Origin of the sequence: Actinoplanes sp. NPDC026619, assembly GCF_040638295.1 — a bacterium.
Classification (GTDB): Bacteria; Actinomycetota; Actinomycetes; order Mycobacteriales; family Micromonosporaceae; genus Actinoplanes.
The window spans coordinates 196,435-212,312 of record NZ_JBEZYA010000016.1 but is presented as its reverse complement, the minus strand read 5'-3'; the positions used below and the strand labels follow the sequence as shown (position 1 = coordinate 212,312).

Here is a 15,878-nt window from a genome sequence, read left to right as displayed (position 1 = left end):
AGCTGCCGGCCCGTCCGGGCCGGCAGCTTCGACGTGTCAGAGAACCTCGGAGGCGAGGCGGTCGGGGTTGCCGAAGCGGTGGGCGGTGATGCTGATCGCCTGCTCGTGCAGGAACGGCAGCAGCTCGATCCGGCCGGCCTCGGTGACCGGGCCCGACCAGACGGCCAGGTCGGGCGTCGACGGCAGGGACTTCGACCCGCCGATGAGCCGGACCCGGCCGGCGGTCAGGCTTGAGCCCCAGGTGGCGTCGTCCTCGACACGTAGCTCGGCCGGGATGGCCGCGACGATCGACTCCGGCAGCGGCGTGCCCACCGAGACCCGCAGGGGCGCCCCGGCGAGGACGCCGGCCGCGACGACCCGGACCAGGTCTGCGACCGGCGCGCCGGTGGCGAGCCGCACCGTCACCGGCGCGGGGCGGTAGCGCAGCACGTTGCGCTCGGCCCATAGGCCGGAGACGTCGTACTGGCGGAAATGTCCGGCCCAGGCGGTGGCGTCGGTCGCGAGGGAACGCCCGACGAAGGCCGCCTCGGCCTCGGACAGAGCCGGCCGGGCCGCGTCCAGCAGAGCCCGCACGCCGGCGTCCGTGATCTTCCCGTCCGCGCCGGCTTCGCCGGACTCCCAGGCGGTGAGCCCCACCAGGTAGTTCGGGCCGCCGGCCTTGGTGCCGGGGCCGACGGCCGAGCGCTTCCAGCCGCCGAACGGCTGGCGGCGGACGATCGCGCCGGTGATGCCACGGTTGACGTAGAGGTTGCCGGCCTGGATCCGCTCCAGCCAGGTCTGCACCTCGGCCGGGTCCAGCGAGTGGAGGCCCGAGGTCAGGCCGTAGTCGACCTCGTTGACCAGGTCGATCGCCTCGTCGAGGGTGTCCGCGGTCATGACGCCGAGGATCGGGCCGAAGTATTCGGTGCGGTGGTATGCCGAGCCGCGGCGCACGCCGTCGCGGATGCCGGGCGACCAGAGCTTGCCGTCGGCGTCCAAGCGCTCGGGCGCGAGCAGCCACTTCTCCCCCGGGCCCAGCTTGGTCAGCCCGTCGAGCAGCTTGCCGGTGGCCGGTTCGATGACCGGGCCGACCTGGGTGCGCGGGTCGGCCGGGTAGCCGACGGTCAGCGACGAGGCGGCGTCGAGCAGCTGGTTGCGGAAGCGCGCCGACCGGGCCACCGAGCCGACCAGAACCACGAGCGAGGCGGCCGAGCACTTCTGGCCGGCGTGCCCGAACGCCGACGCGACCACGTCCTTGACGGCCAGGTCGAGGTCGGCGCTGGGGGTGACGATGACGGCGTTCTTGCCGCTGGTCTCGGCGAGCAGCGGCAGGTCGGGGCGGAACGAGCGGAACAGTTCCGCGGTCTCGTAGGCGCCGGTCAGCACCACCCGGTCGACCAGCGGGTGGGCGATCAGGTCGCGGCCGAGCTGCTGCTCCTCGACCTGCACGAGGGTGAGCAGGTCGGGGTCGGGCAGGACCGAGCGCACGATGTCGGCGAGCACGGCGCCGCAGCGCTCGGCCGGGCCGGCCGGCTTGATCGCGACGGCCGAGCCGGCGGCCAGCGAGGCGAGCAGTGATCCGGCCGGGATGGCGACCGGGAAGTTCCACGGCGGCGTGACCAGGGTCAGGCGTACCGGAACCGGGGTTGCTCCGTCGATCTTGTCGAACTCCGCCGCGAGCTCGCCGTAGTAGTGGGCGAAGTCGATGGCCTCGGAGACCTCGGGGTCGGCCTGGTCGGCGGTCTTGCCGGCCTCGGCCGCCATCACCTCGATCAGCTCGGCCCGGCGGGCCTCGATCGCGTCGCCGATCCGGTGCAGGACCGCGCCGCGCTCGGCGCCGCTCATCGCGTGCCAGGAGTCGGCGGCCGCGACCGCCCGGCCCAGGACGCTGTCGAGCCGCGCCGCGTCGTCGACCCGGGCGGCGTCGATGTCTGCCACGCCGAGCGCCGAGCGCGGCGACCGGGCCAGCACGTCGCGCATCCATTCCCGGTTGCCGGCGACGGCGGGGTCGGTGTCCGGCGTGTTCTCGAAGTGTCCCGGCTTCGGCTGCGAGGCGCCGGCGTAGCGTTCGGCGACCCGGCGGGCGGCGGGGACGTCGTCGGTCAGCTCGGCGAGGGAGGCCAGGAAGCGGTCCTTCTCCCGGGCGAACAGGCCGGCGTCCGAGTCCAGCTCGAAGACGGCCGACATGAAGTTGTCCTGGCTCGCGCCCTCCTCGAGACGGCGGATCAGGTAGGCGATGGCCACGTCGAACTGCTCGGGCCGTACGACCGGGGTGTAGAGCAACAGACCGCCGACCTCGCGCCGGACCACCTCGGCCTGGCCTTCGGCCATGCCGAGCAGCATCTCGAACTCGATGCCGTCGCGCACATCGCGGCGGCCGGCCAGCAGCCAGGCGTACGCGATGTCGAAGAGGTTGTGGCCGGCGACGCCGAGCCGGACGTTGCTGATGTGCCCCGGCCGCAAGGCGTAGTCGAGGACCCGCTTGTAGTTGGTGTCGGTGGCCTGCTTGGACTCCCAGGTGGCCAGCGGCCAGCCGTGCACCGTGGACTCGACCCGCTCCATCGGCAGGTTGGCCCCCTTGACCAGGCGGACCTTGATGCCGGCGCCGCCGCGGGCGCGCCGCGCGGCCGCCCATTCCTGCAGGCGGACCATCGCGGCGACGGCATCCGGGAGGTACGCCTGAAGCACGATGCCGGCCTCGAGGTCTTCCAGGTCGGGCCGGTCGAGGATGCGGGTGAAGACCTCGATGGTCAGATCGAGGTCCTTGTACTCCTCCATGTCGAGGTTGACGAACTTCTTCTTATCGAAGGAAGCCGCCTTCTGGAAGAGCGGGGTGAGCCGGGTGACGATGTCGTCGACCGCCTCGTCGAAGGCCCACGGGTTGTGCGGCTCGACGGCGGCGGACACCTTGATCGACACGTAGTCGACGTCGTCCCGCGACAGCAGGCGCTCGGTCTCGCGCAGCCGGCGGGACGCCTCGCCGCGGCCGAGCACGGCCTCGCCGAGCAGGTTGACGTTGAGGCGCACGTCACGGCGGCGGATCCGGGCGATCGCCTTGCCGAGTTTCGCGTCGGTCGCGTCGACGATGAGGTGGCCGACCAGGTGGCGCAGCACGCGGCGCGCGACCGGCACGACGACGCCCGGCAGCACGGGGGCGAGGCGGCCGCCGAGTCGTGCCGCTGCTTTGAGATAGCCCGGCAGGAACTGCGGCACTGCCGGCGCGATCTCCTGCAGGGCACGGGCGCTGACCCGCAGGTCTTCCGGCCGCACGACGCCGTCGACGAAGCCGACCGCGAACTCCAGCCCGGCCGGGTCGCGCAGCAGACCGGCGAGTTGCGCGGCCGAGCCGCTCACCTTGACCGCGGAGGCCTCGTGCAGCCAGCGGCGAACCAGAGCGATCGCCTCGTTGGCGAGGTCGGTGTCGGCGGGCAGAGCGAGATCGGTCATGGCGCCAGTGTCTTCCGTCCCTCAGTTCAGGAAAAGCGATGGTTCTTGACGGATACTCTTCAGCTGCCCTTACCTATTACCCGCTGATGGGGAATGCATGCTCGAGATCCGGCGCCTGGTTCTGCTGCGCGAACTCGCCGTCCGCGGCACCCTGGCGGCCGTCGCCGAAGCGCTCAACTTCTCCCCATCGGCAGTGTCGCAGCAGCTCAGCCTGCTGGAGAAGGAAACCGGCATGACCCTGCTGCGCAAGGCCGGCCGCCGCGTGCAGCTGACCCCGCAGGCCGAGGTGCTGGTGCAGTCGGCCGGCGACGTGCTCGACACGCTCGAACGCGCCGAGGCCGCGCTGCAGGCCTCGCTGACCCGGGTCAGCGGCAAGGTGCGCGTCGCGGTCTTCCAATCGGCCGCGCTCGCACTCATGCCGGCCACGCTGCGCGCGATGGCCACGCAATATCCGGATGTACGGGTGGAGATGGTGCAACGTGAGCCCGAGGAGGCGTTGCGCGAGACGTGGGCCCGCGACTTCGACATGGTGATCGCCGAGCAGTACCCGGCGCACGCCGCGCCCCACCACCCCGGCCTCGACCGCCGAGCCCTGACCACCGACGCGATCCGCCTGGCCCTGCCGTCCGCCGCGACCGCCCTGCACCCGGTCGACTCGCTGACCGAGTCCCGGGTCATGCCGTGGGTGATGGAGCCCCGCGGCGCCGCCTCCCGGCACTTCGCCGAGCAGTTGTGCCGCAGCACCGGCTTCGAGCCGGACGTCCGCTACGAGACCGCCGACCTGCAGGCCCACATGCGCCTGGTTGAGTCGGGCAACGCGGTGGCCCTGATCCCCGACCTGGTGTGGGCGGGCCGCTCCCCGTCCTGCCGCCTCCTCGACCTGCCTGACCTCCCCCGCCGCACCATCTTCACCGCCCAGCGCCTGGCCGGCTCGGCGTCCCCGGCCGCCCGAGCCTTCCGCGAGACCCTGGAAGCCGCGGCGGCCGCCCGGTCATAGCGTCGGAGCAGCTTCTACCTGGGATGTGCCGCCGGCTTCAACGAGCAAGTAACCTCCTCCCGGACATTCACGTCGGAGAATGAGGTAACGGTGAACGCACGGCAGTTCGTGGTGGTCGGGGCGGTACTGGTCGCGCTGGGCGGGTGCAGCACCACCGGGGACAGCGCCGCCGCGCCGACACAGGCGCCGCAGGCCGCGGCCGAGGCGTCGGTCGCCGCCGCACAGCGGGCCGCCGCGGCCGACGACGTCGATTCGTACGTGGCGGCGCTCAAGGCAGTCGACGCGAAGCTGGCCGCGGACAAGGACGTCGCGGTCGACAACGGCAAGAAGATCTGCCTCGACGTCGAGCAGGGCAAGACCGATGCCGACATCGCGAAGAGCGCCGCCGCCCGGCTCGACGTCGACCAGGCCGTCGCGGTCAAGGTTGTGGCCGCCACGAAGAAATCCCTCTGCCCAGCGAAGTAACCGGCGCGTTTTGCCCGGAATGCGGGTGTTCGGCGGTCAGGCGTGGTGTTCTCGGAGGATGTCACGCACGATTCTGGCCGCCGTCTGCTCGATCGCCGCGCTCGCTCCGGCCACTCCGGCGATGGCCGCGCTGGCGATCCCCGCCCCGGCGATCCCCGCGCCGCCTGCGGCCACCATGATCGTGCTGGAGCGCTCGGGCGGTTTCGCGGGACGGCACGACTCGTTCGTCGTCGACCGCACCACCTACGGCGGCCGGCGGTCGCTGCGGATGGTCGCCAGCCCGGCGTTCCGGCAGCTGCGGGGCTCCTATCAACCGGCCAACGCCTGCTGCGACCGCTTCGCCTACCGGATCGACGTCACCTACCGCGGTGGGCGCCATCAGCGGGTCGCCGCCGTGCAGGGAACCGACGCGCCTCGCATTCTGTGGGACGTCATCGCCGAGGTGGAAACCGCCGGATCTAGGCTTTGAGCATGACGACCCTTGCCGGCCGCACGATCGCGGCCCTGCGCTCCGAGCACGACACCCTCGCGAGCACGGTCCCCACGCTCACCGCCGAGCAGCTCACCGGCCCGTCCGGCGCCTCGGAATGGACCATCGCCGATACCCTGTCGCACGTGGGCAGCGGCGCGGAGATCACGCTCGCCGGTTTCCGGTCGGCCACCGGCGACGCCGAGGCCCCCGGCGACGGCTTCAACCAGGGCGTCTGGGACCGGTGGAACGCCGCCTCTCCGCAGGAGCAAGCCTCCGGCTCGGTCGAGTCGGACGAGAAGCTGGTCTCGGCGCTCGAGAGCGTGCCGGAGGACCAGCACGACGTCCTCAAGGTCAAGAGCTTCATGCCCGACCCCCTGCCGTACGCGTCGTACGCCGCTCTGCGCCTGAGCGAGGTGGCCAACCACAGCTGGGACGTGCGTGCCGGCATCGACCCGAAGGCGGCCGTCGCCGACGAGTCGGCTCAGCTGCTCGCCGAAAACCTCACCGGTGGCATCGGCTTCCTGCTCGGGTTCGTCGGCAAGCCGGCCGAGGCCGGGGTGGACGCCGTGGTCGAGATCAGCGGCACGCCCTACCGCATCGTCCTCGCCGACAAGGCCCTGCTCACCACCGAGCCGGTGCCGGCAACCGCGACCTTCAACGGGCCGCTCGAGGCCGCGATCCGCCTCATCTACGGCCGGCTGCGCCCGGAGCACACCCCGGCCGACGTCGAGGTGACCGGCAACGTCACCCTCGACCAGCTGCGCACGGTCTTCCCGGGCTTCTAAGCCGGGGAAATCAAGTCGGCCACCTCGGTACGCGACGAGACGCCCAGCTTGCGCAGGATGTTCGAGACGTGCACGGCGGCGGTCTTCGGTGAGATGTAGAGGCGGCGGGCCAGCTCGGTGTTGGTCAGGCCGTCGCTGATCAGCATCGCCACCTCGCGCTCGCGCGGGGTCAGCGAGGCCGGGCCGGTGATGGCGGGCGGCGCGTCGACCGGGGCCATGCCCAACCGGGCGCGGACCTGGGCGAGCTGGGCCACCCGCCAGCCGCCCCACTCGGCCAGCAGGGGCGCCGCCGCCTCGGCCTCGGCGGCCGCCTCGGCGCGCCGGTCGGCGGCGAGCAGGCAGCGGGCCGCGCCGACGTGGGCGGAGCCGCGGTTGGCCGGGCTGAGGACGTGGGCGTCGACGATGGACAGATATCCGGCCAGCGCCTCGGCGGTCCGGCCGTGCGCCTCGTCGAGCTGGGCGTCGACGAGGACGCGGTAGGCGTCCCACACGTTGGCGTCCAGCAGCGCAAACGCCAGCTGGTCGAGCCGGGGCGCGGGCAGGCCGAGCTCCCGGGCGGCGGAGACCAGGTCGTGGGCCTGCTCGCCGCTGCGCCACATCTGGGTGGTGACGGCGGCGACGAGTTCGTCCATCAGCGACTCGGCGCGGGCCAGGTCGGACCGGCGGCAGGCGAGATGGAAGGCCAGGCCGGGGATGACGGCCGGCGGGTTGTCGGGCAGGCCCGCCAGGTCGGCGATCAGCTCGTCGACCCGGTCCAGCTCGCCCGCCTCCAGATAGAGCCCGGCGAGGAACACCCCGTGGTAGTCGGCCCAGCGGCCGCGGCGCTGGTAGCTCCGGTCCTGTCCACGGCCCTCCTCCAGGGCCGCGATCGCGTCCCGCAGGTTTCCCGCCCGCAGCGCCAGCCGGGCCCGGCCCTGGAAGTAGCTGGCCACCGCGAGCGATTCGAAGCCGGCCCGTTCGGCGTCGATCCGCATCCGTTCCAGGATCTCGGCGTGCTCGTCGTGCGAGCTGGGCGGCTCGCCGGAGACCAGCATTTGCAGGGCGCGGGCGGCGATGACCCACTCCCCCGCCTTCTCGGCCTCGTCGACCAGGGCGGACAGGATGTCGCGGCCCGCGGCGGCGGTGTGCGGGCGCTCGGTGAACGTCCCACCCTTCTCCAGCAGGGCGTGCAGGCGGACGTCCGGCAGGTCGAACTCGCCGGCCAGGTCCAGCGCCCGGTCGGACCAGAGCAGTGCGGTGTCGAGCTCGTCGCGCAGGTAGGACGACTGCGCGATCGCGGTCATCGCCCGCGCCTGGCCGGCGCCCGGCGGGAGCTCGGCGATCAGGGTCTCGATGTCATGCGTGAGAGCGCGCATCACGTCGGTCTCGCGGGACTCCCAGGCGATGCGGACCAGCAGATAGAGCGACTCGGCCCGGTCGGTGGCCGAGCCGGCCAGCTCCCGCCAGCGCCGGGCGTAACGCAACGCGTCGTCGAGCAGGCCGGCCAGCCACGCCGCCCGCGCCGCCGCGCCGAGCAGGTCGGCGTCGTCGGGTTCCTCGTCGAGGCCCATCTCGGCCAGCTGCAGCGCCTGGTAGGCGGAGCCGATCGACAGATAGAGCGCGGCGCCGCTGCGGGCGGCGGCGATCATGTCGGCATAGCGGCCGGCGCCGCGGGCGTGGTGCGCCACCATGGCCGGATCGGACGCTCCGGTGCGCAGCAGCGCGTCCAGCGCCGCCTCGTGCAGCCGGCGGCGCTGCCGGCCGAGCATCTGGTCGGTGATCGCCTCGCGCACCAGCGCGTGCCGGAACGCGAAATCGTCCTCCCCCGACTCGACCAGCACGCCCCGGGTGACCAGGTCGCGCAGCACCGCGATCAGCTCGTCCTCGCCCGCGCCGGTGACCTCGGCGAGCAGGTCGAACGGGATGCGGTGGCCGAGCACGGTGGCCGCCTCGACGATGCGGTGGCTGACCGGGTCGAGGTCGTCGACCTGGCGGCGGAGCACGTCGGCGAGGCTCCACGGAAGTGGCTGCTCGACGAGCGCTTCCACGTCGTACCCGGGCAGGGCTCTTAGTAGTTCTTCCAGGAAGAAGGGGTTGCCGCCGGTGCGATGGTGCAGGGCCGTCGCGGCGCGCAGCGGGGCCGGCGCGCCGGTCGCCGCCGCCAGCAGCGCCGCCGTCTGCACCGGGGTCAGGCGATCCAGGCGCACATGGGTGACGGCGTGCCGCCGCTCCATCCGGGCGAGCAGGCCGGCCACCGGCTGGCGGCGGGTCACCTCGTCGGGCCGGTAGGTGCCGATGAGCAGCCGCGGGCCGCGCTGGTCGGCGATCCGCTCGAACAGCGCCGCGCTCTCCGAGTCGGCCCAGTGCAGGTCCTCGAAGACGATGACGGCGGCCGCGTCGCCGATCAGGTCGGCGAGGATCGCGAGGCCGGTGTGCAGGCGCTCGACCGGGCTGCGCCGCGCGTCGGCCAGGGCGGCCAGCTGCTGCTCGTCGACCCCGGGGCGGCCGTCGATGGCGTCGAGCAGCACCTCGTACGGCCGGGACAGCGAACCCGGCTCGGCCTGCCCGACCAGCACCACCGTGCCGGCCGGAACGGTGGCCAGCAGCTCGTGCACGAGGCGGGTCTTCCCGATGCCCGGCTCCCCCGCGATCAGCGCGACCGAGGGTTGACGAGCCGAAGCGAGCTGCGCCAACCGGCGCAGCTCGCTCTCTCGCCCGATCATCACCGGACTGGCACCGCCGCGGATGGGTCGCACGACGCCAGGTTACCGGCCGGCTTGCCGCGAACGGCCGGTGCTTTCCGAGTGCGGCGCGCCTCACGGGCGCTGTTGAGAAGGTGACCGCGCTGCGCCTCGGCGACCAGCTCGCGGTGCCGGTTGTTCGCCATGGCCAGCATCAGATCCGGGTGAAGCAACATGATGTTCTCCCTGTCGTCCGTCGATGTGTCTATCGTCGGCCGGTCAGGGAGCTGTCACATCGGGAGCTGTTACCTATCTTCGCTGGTCAGGGCGGCCCTAGGTATACCTAGGCGATCATCTGCTCCCACAGCTCCGGATTGCGGTAGTGGTTGTGCGCGCCGGTCCGCAGCACCGCGCGCAACGCCGCCAGGTGCTCGGTGTCCGGCGCCAGGTGCAGGCCGTCGAGCAGGGCCAGCGCGGCCGTCGGCGAGATGTCGCCGTAGAGGTCGTGGTAACTCATCAGCAGGCCGCGGAAGACGGCGTGGTGCAGCTCCGGGACGGCGGCGACGGCCGCCTCGTAGACGTCGTGCTTGATCGACCAGCGCACCGGCCCGGAGTTGGCCAGGACCCGGGCGGCCCGGCGGTGCACCGGCCCGGCGGCCAGCTCACGCAGGCGGCGCCGAGACCGCAGATGGTGTACGTCGTCGGAAAGCACCGCCCCGAATGCCGCGTCGACGGTGTCGCGATTTTCGAACCAGTCGACCCACAGCGAATAGAGCACCGCCTCGCACCGCGAGAAACCCTCGAGCCGCCGCCGGTAGCCCGACCATAAAGCCGAATAGATCGCCGGTTCGTCCCGCTCCTCGGCGAACCAGCCGATCTCCAGGGTCACCCAGTATTCGTCGAGCAGGTCGAGCAGCCCGAACCCGAGCCGCAGGCCACCGTCGACCAGCAGGTCTCGCGACCACTCCTGGGCGAGATCGTTGTCGCTGATCTCCCGGCCACCGTCGCGCCACCGTCCCGGCGCCTGCCACTCGACGCCGTGAGCTGCGAGCCAGCGCGCGGCCTCGACCGCCTCCCGTGTGCGCATGCGCGGAGTCTGCGCGACCGACGTCAGCGGCGGCCACCGAATATCCCGCATGATGGCGGCATGACGATGCGCCGGGCCTGGGCCGCCCTTGTCGTGTTGTCGCTGGCGGCGTTCGCGTTCGTCACCACCGAGCTGCTGCCGATCGGGCTGCTCACCGTGATCGCCCCTGATCTGAACCGGTCACGCTCCCAGGTGGGGTGGCTGGTCAGCGGCTACGCGATCGTCGTCGTCCTCGCCTCGGTGCCGCTGACCCTGCTCACCCAGCGGGTGCCGCGGCGGCAACTGCTCACCGTGACGATGCTGCTGTTCGCGGCCGCGAACGGGGTCGGCGCGCTGGCCACGACGTACCCCGTCCTGGCCGGCGCCCGGCTGATCACCGCGCTCACCCAGGCGCTCTTCTGGTCGGTGGCCGCGCCCGTCGTCAGCGGGCTCTTCCCGGTCGAGAAACGCGGCCGGATGATCGCCCTCTTCGGTGTCGGGCCGGCGCTGGCGCCGGTGCTCGGCGTGCCGCTCTGCACCTGGCTCGGCCAGCAGACCGGGTGGCGCACCGCGTTCGCGCTGATGGCGGCGTCCGGGATGGTGGTCGCGGCGGTGGTGGCCGCGCTGATCCCGTCCTATTCGCCGGCCGACGGCGCGGCCGCCCGCGGCACCGCGCCGGACCGGCGCACCTTCCGGAACGTCGTGGTGGTGACCGCGGTCGGCATCGCCGGGTTCCTGACCTTGACGACGTACGTCACCCCGTTCCTGCTCGACGTCTCCGGTTTCGGCGGCGGCGCCCTGGCGCCGTTGCTGTTCGTGTCGGGGGCGGCCGGCACGCTCGGCACCATCGCGGTCGCCCGCACCCTCGACGCCCGGCCGGTCGCCTCGATGGTCGTGCCGCTGGCCATCGGCGTGCTCTCGCTGCTCGGGCTCTACGCCCTCGGCGAGCTGAAGCCGGTCACGGTGGTGCTGCTGGGCGGGACCGGGCTCGCGTACGCCGCGTTCGCCACCTCGCTGCAGAACCGGATGCTGCAGGTCGCCCCGGGCAGCACCGACCTCGCCTCGGCCGCGCTGAGCACGTCGTTCAACATCGGCATCGCGGCCGGCTCACTGATCGGCGGGGCGCTGCTGCCGCCGTACGGCCCGCGCCCGCTCGCCCTGGCCGGCGGCCTGCTGGCCCTGGCCGCGCTCGCGCTGCTCGCCGCCGGCGGCCGATCCGTCGAAAAGAAATGCAACAAACCTGCAAATCAGATTTATTGACTCCCGGATATCGACGGTGGGAGATTCCAATTCGGAATAACCGTCCCCCGGAACCGCCGGTCCCCACCCCTCCCGAGGACGCGCTGCAAGCTGCGAAAATGCGAATGCAAATAGAGGGCCATCTTTTGCAAAGGCCCCATGCGCGACCTCTCCGGCGGTATCCAATTGCGACAAGGAGAAATAGCGCATGGCACCACACCCACGCGCCCGCCGGATCCGCCGGCTGGCCGGTGTCGGCGGTCTGGTCACGCTGATCACGGCGGGCCTGTTCGTCACCGTCACGAACGCCGAGGCCGCCACCGTCTTCAGCGCCGACTTCGAGAACGGCAGCACCAGCGGCTGGTCGAAATCGGGCGGCACCTGGTCGATCGTGACCGACGGCTCGCAGGTCCTCCAGCAGTCCGACACGAGCTCCGAGCGCGCCCGAGACTTCGCCGGCACGACCAGCTGGACGAACTACTCGGTGCAGGCCCGCGTGAAGGCGACGTCGTTCGCGACCACCGCCGGCGTCGTGTCGGTGACCGCCCGGGCCGCCGGCGCCACCAAGATGTACCGGCTGTCGCTCACCGCGGCCAACAAGGTGCAGCTGGAGACCATGAACGGCAGCGCCGTCACGGTTCTCGGCAGCCTGAGCCAGACGATCTCGACCAGCACGTTCTACACGCTGAAGCTGTCGGTCAGCGGCACGACGATCAGCGGCACGGTCAACGGCACGAGCGTCGGGAGCGCCACCGACAGCACGATCAGCTCCGGGCGTATCGGCCTGCTGACCGAGCACGCGGCCGGGCGTTTCGACGACATCGTGGTCGATGACGGGGGTGGCTCGACGCCGACCACGTCACCCACGTCGCCGACGTCGTCACCCACGGCTTCGCCCACCGTGTCGCCCACCGTGTCGCCCACCGTCTCGCCGACAACCTCGCCGACCACCGGCTCCCTCTATGTCGCGCCGGGCGGCACCGACTCGGCGGCCGGCACCCAGGCGGCGCCCACCACGCTCGCTTCCGCGGTCACCCGGATCGCGGCCGGCGGGACGATCTACATGCGCGGCGGCACCTATTCGTATTCGGCCACCCAGACCATTGCGGCCGGGAACAACGGGACGTCCAGCGCTCTCAAGACTCTTTCGGCGTACCCCGGCGAAACTCCGGTCTTGAATTTCTCGGCCCAGACCGAGGACTCGACGAATCGTGGGCTCGCGCTCAACGGCAACTACTGGCATCTGTACGGCCTGGTGGTCGAGCGGGCCGGCGACAACGGCATCTTCGTCGGCGGCAGCAACAACGTCATCGAGCGCACGGTCACCCGTTTCAACCGCGACACCGGCCTGCAGCTGTCCCGGATCGCCTCGGACACCCCGAACAGCCAGTGGCCGGCCAACAACCTGGTGCTGTCGGCCGAATCGCACGACAACGCCGACTCCGACGGTGAGGACGCCGACGGCTTCGCCGCGAAACTCACGGTGGGCAGCGGCAACGTCTTCCGGTACGACGTGTCGCACAACAACATCGACGACGGCTGGGACCTCTACACCAAGACCGACACCGGCGCGATCGGCGTGGTCACCATCGAGGACTCACTGTCCTACAACAACGGCACGCTGACCGACGGCTCGCAGGCCGGCGCCGGCGACCGCAACGGCTTCAAGCTGGGCGGCGACGACATCGCGGTCAACCACGTGGTGCGCCGCAGCATCGCGGTAAACAACGGGCACCACGGCTTCACCTACAACAGCAACCCCGGCTCGATGACCATCGCCAACAACGTGGCCGTCGACAACGCGGAGCGCAACTTCAGCTTCGACGCCGGCACGTCCAAATTCACCAGCAACACCTCATGCCGTACGTCGTCGAGCGGCTCCAACGACAAGACCGTCGGCACCGTGGACAGCACGAACCAGTTCTGGACCGGCACCAACGGCTCCCGCTGCTCGGCCTACACCGGCGCGCTGACCTGGTCGTTCGACTCGACCGGCAAGCTCGTCGTGAAGTTCGGCGGCGTGGTCGCCGCCCCGTAACCACCCACGCGGCCGGGCCGGGACAATGATGTCCCGGCCCGGTTTCGCTTCAGGTCGCTGTTCAGGCCGCGCACAGACAGAACGGGTGGCCGGCCGGGTCGAGGAAGACGCGGAACGTGGTGCCCGGCTGGTGCTCGTGCTTGGTGGCGCCGAGCTCCAGCACCGCGGCCTCGCCGGCGTCGAGGTCGTCGACGATCACGTCGAGGTGCACCTGCTGGGGCGGCGCCTGGGTCGGCCAGTCCGGCGGGGTGTAATCCGCCACCTGCTGGAAGGAGATGCAGTTGCTCCGGTCGTCCGGGCGGATGTCGGCCCAGTCGGCGGAGATGTCGGCCTTCCAGCCCAGCAGCGCGCCGTAGAAGTTGGCCAGCGCCGCCGGGTCCGGACAGTCGAGGACGAAGCTGGGGAATCTCGCGATAGCCATAGCTGTCAGGCTAGGAGGGGTTCCGGACGATCGGCGTCCGGTTTCCTCTGCTTTCTCGCTTTCTAGAGCAACTCCGCCTTTCAGAGCAACTCCGCGAGGAGCTTCTCCGGGCGCAGCACGTCGTACGTGCAGTCCGCGCTCGTCCCGAACGTGATGGTGGCCTTCGCCGGGTCGTCGACCAGCGCCGCGCCGCGGACCCGGGCGTGCCGGTTCGCCAGCTCCGCGATGCTGACCTTGGTGTTGCGGCGGCCCACCACCGCCGACACCAGGGTTGCGATGTCGTGGCCGGCCCGCTCGGCCCGCGCCCCCGGCGCCCCGTGCAGGTAGACGTCCACGTACAGGATCTCGTGGGTCTCCAGGTCGAGCAGCATCGGCACGGCATACCGCTTGCGGCCGGTCAGGGCGAACGCGTTCGCCACCGCGGCCGGGTCGAACACCCGGTTCGCGCTGGTCGCGGCGTCCCGCAGCATCCAGCCCACGGTCGCCTCGGGCAGCTCGTCAAACGTCGGCCCGGCGAAGCGGAACACCGCCGGCACCAGATAGCGCCACTTCCGCTTGCGCCCGATCGTCGCCACCCGCGCCATGTCGATGTCGAGGAACTCCTCGGCGCCGTCCGGCGCGGACGTGAGGTCACCGGAGTGGGTCATCACGCCGTTGGCGAGATTGGTCCAGGACACCTGGCTGACCACCCGGAACGACGCGTCCAGCGCCAGGCACGACAGGTCGAGGTCACTCCGCTCCCCGTCCTGGCGCCAATGCACGAACAGGCGCACCACCTCGGCCTCGCCGAGCGGCAGCCGGCTGCCCCGCTCCACCTGCACCAGGCCCTGAGCGGTGGCCCGGAGCTGGTCGGGCAGCAGCATCCGGTCCAGGCCGGGCTCGACGTGCACGGTCTCGCCGTACCACTCCCCCTTGGTCTTGATCTTCTCGTCCACCGCCGCGTCGATCGCGCCGAGCAGCTCCGCGCGGAAATCCGCCGGCACGGCGAGGTGGCCGGGCCGGCGCACGATCGGCAGCGACGAGCCGTCCTTCCCGAAAACCACGCGAGGGTACGTGTGACCGTTGTCGGCGATCTGCGCCCCGGCGGCGAGCAGCACCCGCAGCGGGATCCGCTCCGCCGTGCCGGTGAGCGCGCCGACCAGCGCGGCCCGCTCCGTCGGCCCGGTGGCCAGCGCAGCAAGCCGGCGCAGGCTCCGCGCCAGCACCCCGGGCGCCTCGGCCGCCGCCACCCGCGCGGCACCAGCGGTCTTGCCGTCGGCGAGCAGCCGCTCGAACCGCGACGGGAACGAGGCCCGGTCGTGGCGGCTGTTACGCAGCCGCGCGAACGTCTTGTGCACCGCGGGCGCGCGGAACTCACCGGAGTGCAGGCCGCGGTCGATCGCCAGCCACAGCCCACGACGACGGAAGACGTCGCCGAGGCGGTCGCTCACCTCGAGGGTGTCGACCACGATGCGCCGGTCGGCACGCGACAGCCGCGGATAGCCGACCGGCGCGGCGAGGCTGATGTCGCCGCCGGTCAGCTTGGCGAACAGGCGCAGCAGGTCGTCGGGGGTGGCCCCGGTGAACGGCAGGCGCTGCCGGTCCAGCGCCCAGATCAGCTCGAACAGCAGCGTGCGGTTCTCCCGGAAACGAACCTCGGCGATCTCGATGCCGTCCACACCGAGACGCTCCACCAGCACACCGAGGTCACTCTGCACGTCCTCACGCAGCGACGCGGCGCTCGCGAAGCAGTCCCGCAGCCACTCCCGCAGCCGCAGCTCCAGCCCGTCGCGATCGACCAGCCGCACGGTGATCCACTCGACCCGGCTGTCGCCCGGCAGCATCTCCTGCGCACGCCGGTCGGCCTCCGCCCGCGCCGCGTCCTGCGGGATCGACGACGCCGGCCACCAGCCGATCCGGCTGAAGTCGAGCGCCTCCTGCCAGGCCTCCGGGGTGTGCGCGCAGCCGACCATCCGCACGCGCGCGATGACGAACCGGAACAGGGCGTCGTCGAACCGCGGCAGCTTGTTCGGAAAATCGCGGAACAGCGGCGCATACGTCCCCGTCTCGCCCCGCTTGGCCCGCACGTGCGCGATCAGGTCACGGTGCGGCCCCGCCAGCCCGTCGGTGATCTCCCCCGGGTTGACGAACCGCACACCGACATGCGCGAACTCGGCGATCAGCGGCGCGGACACGGCGGGAGTGGCATAACTCCCCGGCGCCATCACCAGCCCCAGCCGATCGAATCCGATGCGCTCCAGCGTGTCCACATGCACCCCCCGCTCGACAAATGGGATCGGCGCCGCTGAGCGGCGCCGAAACGAGGAAAG

Annotated in this window: 12 protein-coding genes; 6 read left to right on the top strand and 6 right to left on the bottom strand. The window is 71.7% G+C overall.

Going from position 1 to position 15,878, the window contains the following annotated elements:
• Nucleotides 1–36: 36 nt before the first annotated feature.
• Complete coding sequence (locus AB0E90_RS31380; RefSeq protein WP_360413897.1) at nt 37–3,426, bottom strand: bifunctional proline dehydrogenase/L-glutamate gamma-semialdehyde dehydrogenase; 3,390 nt, start codon at nt 3,424–3,426, stop codon at nt 37–39.
• A 97-nt stretch (nt 3,427–3,523) separates the two neighbouring features.
• Here AB0E90_RS31380 and AB0E90_RS31375 point away from each other — a divergent pair, with 97 nt between their 5' ends.
• The 4 genes from AB0E90_RS31375 (at nt 3,524) to AB0E90_RS31360 (ending at nt 6,145) form a co-directional block, all read left to right on the top strand.
• Entirely contained in the window at nt 3,524–4,423 is a 900-nt protein-coding gene (locus AB0E90_RS31375) for a LysR substrate-binding domain-containing protein (RefSeq protein ID WP_360413894.1), read from the top strand.
• A gap of 90 nt (nt 4,424–4,513) precedes the next feature.
• A complete protein-coding gene (locus AB0E90_RS31370) occupies nt 4,514–4,888 on the top strand; it encodes a DUF732 domain-containing protein (protein ID WP_360413891.1) in 375 nt (124 codons plus the stop codon).
• Nucleotides 4,889–4,946: 58 nt separating this feature from the next.
• Nucleotides 4,947–5,357, top strand: coding sequence for a protealysin inhibitor emfourin (locus AB0E90_RS31365; protein ID WP_360413888.1), 411 nt, complete (start codon nt 4,947–4,949; stop codon nt 5,355–5,357).
• A gap of 2 nt (nt 5,358–5,359) precedes the next feature.
• On the top strand, nt 5,360–6,145 hold the full coding sequence (locus AB0E90_RS31360) for a maleylpyruvate isomerase family mycothiol-dependent enzyme (protein WP_360413885.1): 786 nt from the start codon (nt 5,360–5,362) through the stop codon (nt 6,143–6,145).
• On the opposite strand, the gene AB0E90_RS31355 is transcribed toward AB0E90_RS31360, so the two are convergent.
• The 3 genes from AB0E90_RS31355 to AB0E90_RS31345 form a co-directional block, all read right to left on the bottom strand.
• Complete coding sequence (locus tag AB0E90_RS31355) at nt 6,142–8,880, bottom strand: AAA family ATPase (protein ID WP_360413882.1); 2,739 nt, start codon at nt 8,878–8,880, stop codon at nt 6,142–6,144. The two genes, AB0E90_RS31360 and AB0E90_RS31355, sit on opposite strands and share 4 nt — an antisense overlap.
• On the bottom strand, nt 8,847–9,041 hold the full coding sequence (locus AB0E90_RS31350) for a hypothetical protein (protein ID WP_360413879.1): 195 nt from the start codon (nt 9,039–9,041) through the stop codon (nt 8,847–8,849). The genes AB0E90_RS31355 and AB0E90_RS31350 overlap by 34 nt, the downstream gene beginning before the upstream one ends.
• 107 nt (nt 9,042–9,148) lie before the next feature.
• The gene (locus AB0E90_RS31345) at nt 9,149–9,892 is read right to left on the bottom strand and encodes a hypothetical protein (protein WP_360413876.1); all 744 of its coding nucleotides are present in this window, start codon (nt 9,890–9,892) and stop codon (nt 9,149–9,151) included.
• Nucleotides 9,893–9,952: 60 nt separating this feature from the next.
• Between AB0E90_RS31345 and AB0E90_RS31340 the strand changes: the two genes are divergently transcribed.
• Nucleotides 9,953–11,131, top strand: coding sequence for an MFS transporter (locus tag AB0E90_RS31340; protein WP_360413873.1), 1,179 nt, complete (start codon nt 9,953–9,955; stop codon nt 11,129–11,131).
• 187 nt (nt 11,132–11,318) lie between these two features.
• Complete coding sequence (locus AB0E90_RS31335; RefSeq protein WP_360413870.1) at nt 11,319–13,148, top strand: cellulose-binding protein; 1,830 nt, start codon at nt 11,319–11,321, stop codon at nt 13,146–13,148.
• Between the two features lie 61 nt (nt 13,149–13,209).
• Here AB0E90_RS31335 and AB0E90_RS31330 read toward each other — a convergent pair whose 3' ends face one another.
• Together AB0E90_RS31330 and AB0E90_RS31325 are read right to left on the bottom strand one after the other, a co-directional pair.
• Nucleotides 13,210–13,569: a VOC family protein gene (locus AB0E90_RS31330; protein ID WP_360413867.1), complete on the bottom strand. Its 360-nt coding sequence runs from the start codon at nt 13,567–13,569 to the stop codon at nt 13,210–13,212.
• Nucleotides 13,570–13,649: 80 nt separating this feature from the next.
• Nucleotides 13,650–15,818, bottom strand: coding sequence for a TerD family protein (locus tag AB0E90_RS31325; protein ID WP_360413864.1), 2,169 nt, complete (start codon nt 15,816–15,818; stop codon nt 13,650–13,652).
• Nucleotides 15,819–15,878: the final 60 nt, after the last annotated feature.